A 7,351-nucleotide genomic window follows, 5' to 3' on the forward strand; every position below is an offset into this window, starting at 1 on the left:
ACCTTCTTTTCTTCTACCATGCCATTCCACAGGTCACGATACTTCAGATATGACTTAGTGTTACCGAAAACCATGATCGTGACTGGAGCAGTGTCAACTTGAGGGTAATTGAACGGCATTAGGAAATCGTGAAGCTTCTTCTTGCCTTCTGGAGTGTCGACAATAACAAAGTGCCAGGACTGCAGGTTGCAGGCACTTGGAGCAGAGATAGATTCATTAATGATTTCCAGCAATTCGTCACGGGAAATCTTCACGCTGGAATCATAGTGCCGGATAGACTTTCTGTTTTGCATGATATCTTTAAAATCGTTGTTCATTTTATTACCTCAAAGAATGTACGATAGTATTTACATCTATATTGTAACCGATTGCAGACAAGTTGAATACATAAAAAAACTGTTTCCAGCTCTTACCGGAAACAGTTTTCTTATGCTCTATTTAATTACTTTTGCAAAGCAGCAGCAACCGCGGCGTTGACGTCAGCTTGTTCGCTGGCAATCAAGTCTACCCGGTTAGCGATGACCTTCCGGTCCATCTTGATTTCCCGGTTCAGCAGCATGTTGCTTTCCTTGTCAGTAAAGAAGGCGTTGTATTCGTCGTAGCGTTCCTGGGTCTTGAAGACGCGGGAGATGACAGTGATGAAGGTAGCGAATTCCATGTCGCCGCCGACCGTCTTTTCCAACCATGCCCATTCGTCTCTGATCCAGTCCCAGGCCAGCTGTTCACCTGCCGGGTTGGACAAAACGCCGCTGAACCAGCCGCGCAAGTCCTGCGGCTTAACGATTTCAGCGTTTTTGAACCAGGAAACGATCTTCTTCAGTTCGCTTTCGTCCTTGCTCTTCACGATCGCGGCTTCCAGGTCCATCTTGAATGATGGGTCACTGGTTGCCTGGTACAAACCGATCAGCTTGTCAGTCAATTCGCTTGACCCGTAGTTTTCAACTTCGTTGATCAAAACGTATGGCCGGATATCAGCGGACAGTTCTGCCAACTTATCAGCGTATTCCACGTAGATTTCGTGGGCTTGCTTTTCTGAATCAGCGTTGCGGCCGTAAAGGCTAGCAGACAAAACGTATGGCCGGGTCTGAATGTCTTCATCGCTTTCCCCTGCCTTAGGCAGCCAGCCCAAACGGGCAACTTGGTCCTTGGACAAGTCGTTGTACAGAGCCCGCAGGTTCTTGTCAGCTTCACTGCCGGCTGGGGCAAATTGCCGCAGCTTAGCAGCAGTCGTGTACAGAGCATCGTTGACAATGTGGCTTTCTGAGTTCTTGAAGAGTTCCAGAACTGGTACCACGTCAGCGTATGAAGCTTGCTTGCCTTCTGCCAAAAGCCGCAGGTCTTGCAGCAATTGCAATTGGGAAACTGGATCCAAGTCCTTGGCTTCCTTCATGATGTCGTCCATCAAAGTCTGGTCGTACTTCACGATGAAGTGGGAGTTGTTGCCCACGTTCAAGCGCAGAGCGTGGCCGGCTTCTGCCCGCAGAGCCTGGTAGTCACCCAGGTCAAGTTCAACGTCTGACATGATCTTCGGTGCCTTGAAGTTAGCGTTAAGCGGAATTTCCCACTTGCGGCCGACTTCCTTGCCTTCACCGATGAAGAATTGCTTCTGAGTCAGCTTCAAGTGGCCGTCCTCAACAAAAGCATTCACCACTGGGTAGCCTGGCTGGTCCAGCCAAGTGTGCATGATTTCCCCAATGTTCAAGTCAGTGGCCGTTGACAAGGCATCCCAGAGGTCGTCACCTGCCGCGTTGCCAAACTTGTGCTCGTCAAAGTAGCGCTTCAAGCCCTTTCTCAAAGCTTCATCGCCCAAAAGTGACCGGACCATGACCAGCATTCTTGACCCCTTGGCGTAAACGATGGCCCCGTCAAAGAGGGCGTCGATTTCAGCCGGGTCATTAACTTCCACGTGCACTGACTGTACCCCGTCGGTTGCATCCCGGGTCAAGGCAGCCGCTGCTTCAGAAGTCTGGAACATTTCCCAGATGTGCCAGTTAGGTTCCAGGTGGTCAACTGACAGGTATTCCATCATGTTGGCGAAACTTTCGTTCAGCCAAAGGTTGTCCCACCATTCCATGGTTACCAGGTCACCGAACCATTGGTGGGCCAGTTCGTGGGTCACCACAGTCGCAACCAGCTTCTTCATTTCCAGAGTGGTGTTGTCCGGGTCCAAAAGCAGGTAGGCTTCCCGGTAGGTTACCAGACCCCAGTTTTCCATGGCACCGGCTGAGAAGTCAGGCAGGGCCAGCTGCAGTGATTGCGGCAGCGGATATGGAGTTTGGTAAAAGTCTTCGTAGAATTCAATTGCCCGCTTGGCAATGTCCAAGGAGAAGGTCAGTTCCTTTTCAGTGTGGGCTTGAGTTGAGTAAACCCCGATCAAGACCCCGCTCTTGGTGTGGGTGGTCAATGACCGCATTTCACCAAAGGCAAAAGCAACCAGGTAGCTGGACATACGGACAGTTTCCTTAAAGTAGTGCACGCCGTTTTCTACCCGGTCTTCTGGCATGTTGGCCAAAACAGTTTCGCCTTCGTGTTCGTCGAACTTGAGGGCGAGGGAGAAGGTTGCCTTAGCTTCTGGTTCGTCAACACATGGGAAGGCTTCCCGGGCAAAAGTAGTTTCAAACTGGGTCCCAATCAGTTCCTTCTTGACGCCATCAACTTGGTAGTAGGACGGGTAGATCCCCATCATAGTGTCAGTCAAAGGCGCTGAGTAGTCGATCGCGATGACCGCTTCCCCAGTCTTGCCGGCTTCGATCTTGATGCCTTCAAAGTCGTCGCCAAAAGTAAACGGCACTTCCTTGCCGTCAACAGTGACCTTGCTGATGGTCATGTACTTTTGGTGGACCAAGACAGTTTCTTCCTGGATTTCACCATGGATGGTGGAAGTCCCTGAGAAAGATCTTGCTGCCCGGTCAACGTCGATGTATAGATCGTAGTGATCTGGATGGAATGTTTCGTAAAAACGCTTAACAGCCATTGTTTCCTCCTATAATCCGCGTCTGATTTTTCCTCGCGTATATTTCTCTATTCTAGCAAAAAAGGCTAAATAAAGCCCATTTAACGCAAAATATCTTTTCCCCTGCCAGCATTAAAAAAACGCGTACACCACCAGGCCCGACCTTGCGGGTACATGGTAGCGTCATGGCCCTTAAGCAAGACGATGTACCCAGCTACTTAACCAGACAGAAGATCCTGTCTCCAGTTAAGCTGGCCATGGCAGAAAAAGCCAACCTCAACCAGCTCCGCTTTACCAAGGAGCAGCAAGGGCTGCTGACTGAATTAACCCGGCTAACCCGGCGGGTCAAGCTGAGCTTCGTCTACCTCAGCCCCTTGAACTCGATCAGCCAATTCAGTTTCTAACGGAAATTACTTCCATTTGTGAAATAATTGCATATGTAAAAGACCAGTCTAGCAGCTGGCCTTTTCCTTTTATTGCAGTCTCTTGACAATTGTTACTAATGTTACTTATCTGTATAGCTAATTTAAAGCGCTTAAAATGATAATTTCAGCCCTATCTTCGACTTTTTTATGATCTTTTTGCCAAAAAAATGTTCATTTTACCTGATTGTTAACGAGCTGTGGTCGTTTTGTAACACTCCTGTCATATTCCTTTAGTAGCATAGACTTAGTTTTTAAGAGAAGCATGTGAGGAGTTTCTACTATATGACGTTCAAACACAATTTCAAGAAAGTTTTATCAGCAACTGCTTTTGCAGCTGCCCTCGTGGTTGCTCCCGCCGCTAACGTTTCAGCGGCTACTAATGACGCAAGTTCTACCCAACAATCAGCAACTGCAACTAGTCAAGACCAACAAGCCAGCCAAGACCAGGCCGCAAGCCAGTCTAGCGCTGCTAACCAAAGCTCAGCTACTGCTGCTTCAGCAAGCGCAAGCACTTCTGCTTCTAGCGCGACTTCAACCAGCACGGTAAAGAAAACCACTAAGAAGGCTAAGAAGACTACTAAGAAGAGCAAGAAGAAGACTTCCAAGAAGAAGGCAGTCAAGAAGGTTGCTAAGAAGACTACTAAAAAGAAGACTACTAAAAAGAAGACTACTAAGAAGAAGGCAACTAAGAAGACTACTAAGGCCGCTACCGCAGCTGTAACTGCCAGCGCTGGCCAAAGCCAGGCAACTGACCAGCAAGACGACGCGGCTAAGAAGGCTGCTGAAGCTGCCGCTAAGAAGGCTGCTGCCGCCGCTAAGAAGAAGGCTGCTGCCAAGAAGAAAGCCGCCGCTAAGAAGAAGGCCGCTGCCAAGAAGAAAGCCGCCGCTAAGAAGAGGGCCGCTGCCAAGAAGAAAGCTGCCGCTAAGAAGAAGGCTGCTAAGAAGTCAGCTGAAAAGGCAGCTAAGTACTGGATCGCTATGCGGGAATCAGGCGGTTATTACACTGCCAGAAACGGCAGTTGTTACGGCCGCTACCAACTCTTGATTTCTTACCTGGGCGGTGACCTGTCCAAGAAGAACCAAGAACGGACTGCTGACCGCTACGTTTACGGCCGTTACGGTTCATGGGTCAACGCCAAGAGATTCTGGCTGGCTCACAACTGGTACTAAAATCAGACAATGCCGAAGGGGGAATCGATTGATTCCCCCTTCTTTTTTACCCTTTTTAGTTCTTTTTCCCTTTTTCAGAAAGTGATACCTTTTTACTTATTTTACAAAAGTAACCTTTTGTTTTACAATATTTAAATAGTCTTTTAAATGTCTAAAATTGGGAGGAAATCATGCAGCTCAGCAACGACCAGCTTGCGAACATCGCACACGACTACTATATCAGCAAACTCAACATCGCCGAAATTTCCGCCAAATACAACCTGTCCCGCTACCTCATCGACAAGGCCTTAAGCGATGCTGAAAAGACCGGCATCGTCCAGATCAACATCAAGGAAGAAGCCAAGCGGAATCCCGGCCTGGAAAAGAGTTTCCGCCAGCAGTTTGGCCTCAAGGAAGCCTTTATCTTAAAGAAGCTGGAGACTAAGAACCAGGACAGCGAAAAGATCGTCAGATTTGCCGCTGAACAGATCCAGAGCTACATGCAGTCCAGCAAGAACGTCGGAATCACCTGGGGCACGACCATGCTCGACATCATCAACTCCTTTACGGAAGTTAAAAACAATGACCTGACCTTCGTCCAGCTGGTTGGCTATCCTCTCCAGGGCAACGGCCGCAAGAATCCGCTGGAAAGCATCGCCGCTGCCCAATGCGGGGGCCACTTCCGCTCCCTTCCCGCTCCCCTTTACTCCTCCAACTCCGACCTGGTCAACTTGATCAAGAAGGAACCTTTTTACGAGCAGCTGGATGAGCTCTACGACAACATGGATCTCCTGGTCGCCAGCCTGGGCACCCTGCAATCCTTTGAAGAAGAAAGATTCCTGCACGAAAAATACGAGAAACTCCTCTTCAAGAACATCCACCAAAAGAGCATCTCCGGCATGATCTTCGGCCGGCCATACGACCATGAAGGCCACTTCTTCAGTTCAATTACTGACAAGATCATCGGCATCTCCGACCAGCAGATCGTCAAGACCCCGGTCCGCTTAGTCGTGGTCAACGACCGCTTCAAGTCTGAAGCCCTCTTAGGCGCCCTCAAGTCGGGCATCATCACCCACCTGGTCACTAGTGAAACCATCGCTGACCGGGTCCTGCAGCTGCAAGAAGAAAGCAGCCGGTAAAAAATTAATTATTTTGCCTGCTTAGCAGGCAAAAGGACCAGCTCCGAAAAAGAGCCGGTCCTTTTTTCAACCGGTATAATCTAGCTATCCCCTATTTTGTATGTAAAAACCTTTCTCATTTTCCGATAATTTCTTGCCCAGCTCCTTATTAATAAAGCAGTTTCTCTTTTCGTATAGGATTTTAATTTAACGGCGAGAGGCTTATGATTTTTTCAGTAAGCGCTAACAAGCACTCCTGTGTGATTGATAGGATTATATTTGATAGGGTGAAATATCGTGCGTAAGTTTATTTGGGCTGCCGGTGCCCTGGGCCTGGCCGCTGCTTTTACCGCCACACCTGTTAAGGCTTGCACGACTGTAATAGATGGCAAGAAAGCCACGACCGACGAATCAACCCTGGTTGCCCGTAATGAAGACGTTGGCGCCTGGTCCAAGCACTTCTATGTTCACCAGGCAACCAGCAATGGCCCGACCACTTATGTTTCTGAAGACAACGGCTTCAAGACCAGCTTGCCGAAGACTGCCCTACGCTATACCAGCACGCCAGACGGCGAGCAGGTTAATGGCCAGTGGATTTTTGGCGAGAACGGGGTCATCTTCAGCAACAAGAACGAAATCTGGTACATGGAAATCGGCTCCGGCCACACCTGGGCAGCTGTCAGAGTTCCAGACAACAAGTATGCCGTCATCCCTAACCAAATGGTGATCGGCAAGCTCAACCTCAAGGACTCTAAGAACTACATGGCTTCAACCAACCTGGTCAAGAAGGTTAAGGCCTGGTCCCAGAACAAGAAGATCAAGCTGGCTGGCTATGTAAAAAGCACGGTCAACTACTCCAAGGCTTTTGTAACCAACGACAAGACCGACGCCATCTACAACCGGCCAAGAATGTGGGACGGGCAGAGAATCTTGACCCCAAGCAAGAAGCAGTCAATTACTAAGAAGTCCTACACCCTCTTCCTCAAGCCGGACAAGAAGGTTAGTCCGGCCAAGGTTGGCCAGGTGCTTTCCTCCCACTTCACCGGGACCAAGTACTCCAGCTACGGCAAGTGGAAGGGCGGCTACCGGCCGATCAACGTGCCAACTGACGTGGAATCCCACATCCTGCAGATCAGAAACAATGTGCCTAAGGAATACGCGGCTATCCAGTGGCTGGCCATGGCCTCCCCGGCTAACAGCGTCTACCTGCCTTTCTACACCAACATCAGTGACACGCCAAGCCAGTACAAGGTTGACGGCGAGTACCAGGACCCGACTAATACCAAGTCCGCCTACTGGACTTACAAAACCACGGCCATGGTAGTTGAAGCCTACAAGCACAAGAAGTTCATCGACAGCTCAACTGGCAAGAAGACGGACCTGATCTACAAGGACGTTAACCCGACTAAGAAGGCCGTAACTAAGCAACTCAAGGCCAACCTGGCCCAAAGCGACAAGGTAGCCAAGACTTTGTCCGGCGACAAGCTGACGGCCTATCTGACAGAACAGAACCAGAAGAATGCCGACTACGCGCAAAAGAAGTGGCAGACCATGAACAATAGCTTGATCGTCCACTCCAACAAGCTGGCTCCGGTAACCAAGTCCAAGCTCACTTTCAACAAGTAATTTTCGCCGATTGTAAAATTAAACTGAACACTGTTCCGATCCAGTAAGAAAAATCGTTTTCACTGGATCAGAGCACAAAA

6 protein-coding genes are annotated in these 7,351 nt (G+C 49.4%); 4 read left to right on the top strand and 2 right to left on the bottom strand.

Annotation, left to right across the window (positions count from 1 at the left end):
* Both FD23_RS07750 and FD23_RS07755 read right to left on the bottom strand, forming a co-directional pair.
* Positions 1–317, bottom strand: a 317-nt coding sequence (locus FD23_RS07750; RefSeq protein WP_201778771.1) for a nitroreductase family protein, incomplete at its 3' end; no start/stop codon positions are given.
* Between the two features lie 125 nt (positions 318–442).
* On the bottom strand, positions 443–2,974 hold the full coding sequence (locus tag FD23_RS07755; RefSeq protein WP_025896300.1) for a M1 family metallopeptidase: 2,532 nt from the start codon (positions 2,972–2,974) through the stop codon (positions 443–445).
* 143 nt (positions 2,975–3,117) lie between these two features.
* Here FD23_RS07755 and FD23_RS07760 point away from each other — a divergent pair, with 143 nt between their 5' ends.
* The 4 genes from FD23_RS07760 (at position 3,118) to FD23_RS07775 (ending at position 7,271) form a co-directional block, all read left to right on the top strand.
* Positions 3,118–3,357 (top strand): transcriptional regulator, encoded by a 240-nt coding sequence (locus tag FD23_RS07760; RefSeq protein ID WP_230470976.1) that lies wholly within the window; start codon positions 3,118–3,120, stop codon positions 3,355–3,357.
* A gap of 303 nt (positions 3,358–3,660) precedes the next feature.
* Positions 3,661–4,548 (top strand): aggregation-promoting factor C-terminal-like domain-containing protein, encoded by an 888-nt coding sequence (locus FD23_RS07765; RefSeq protein ID WP_052933801.1) that lies wholly within the window; start codon positions 3,661–3,663, stop codon positions 4,546–4,548.
* 170 nt (positions 4,549–4,718) lie between these two features.
* Entirely contained in the window at positions 4,719–5,666 is a 948-nt protein-coding gene (locus tag FD23_RS07770; RefSeq protein ID WP_025896304.1) for a sugar-binding transcriptional regulator, read from the top strand.
* Positions 5,667–5,942: 276 nt separating this feature from the next.
* On the top strand, positions 5,943–7,271 hold the full coding sequence (locus tag FD23_RS07775) for a C69 family dipeptidase (RefSeq protein WP_025896305.1): 1,329 nt from the start codon (positions 5,943–5,945) through the stop codon (positions 7,269–7,271).
* The last annotated feature ends 80 nt before the right edge of the window (positions 7,272–7,351 follow it).

Origin of the sequence: Lactobacillus delbrueckii subsp. delbrueckii DSM 20074 = JCM 1012, assembly GCF_001433875.1 — a bacterium.
GTDB classification, from domain to species: domain Bacteria; phylum Bacillota; class Bacilli; order Lactobacillales; family Lactobacillaceae; genus Lactobacillus; species Lactobacillus delbrueckii.

Excerpts from the sequence above, each read along its gene's own strand:
- FD23_RS07755 (WP_025896300.1), bottom strand. The coding sequence starts at position 2,974 with ATGGCTGTTAAGCGTTTTTACGAAACATTCCATCCAGATCACTACGAT.
- FD23_RS07765 (WP_052933801.1), top strand. The coding sequence starts at position 3,661 with ATGACGTTCAAACACAATTTCAAGAAAGTTTTATCAGCAACTGCTTTT.
- FD23_RS07770 (WP_025896304.1), top strand. The coding sequence starts at position 4,719 with ATGCAGCTCAGCAACGACCAGCTTGCGAACATCGCACACGACTACTAT.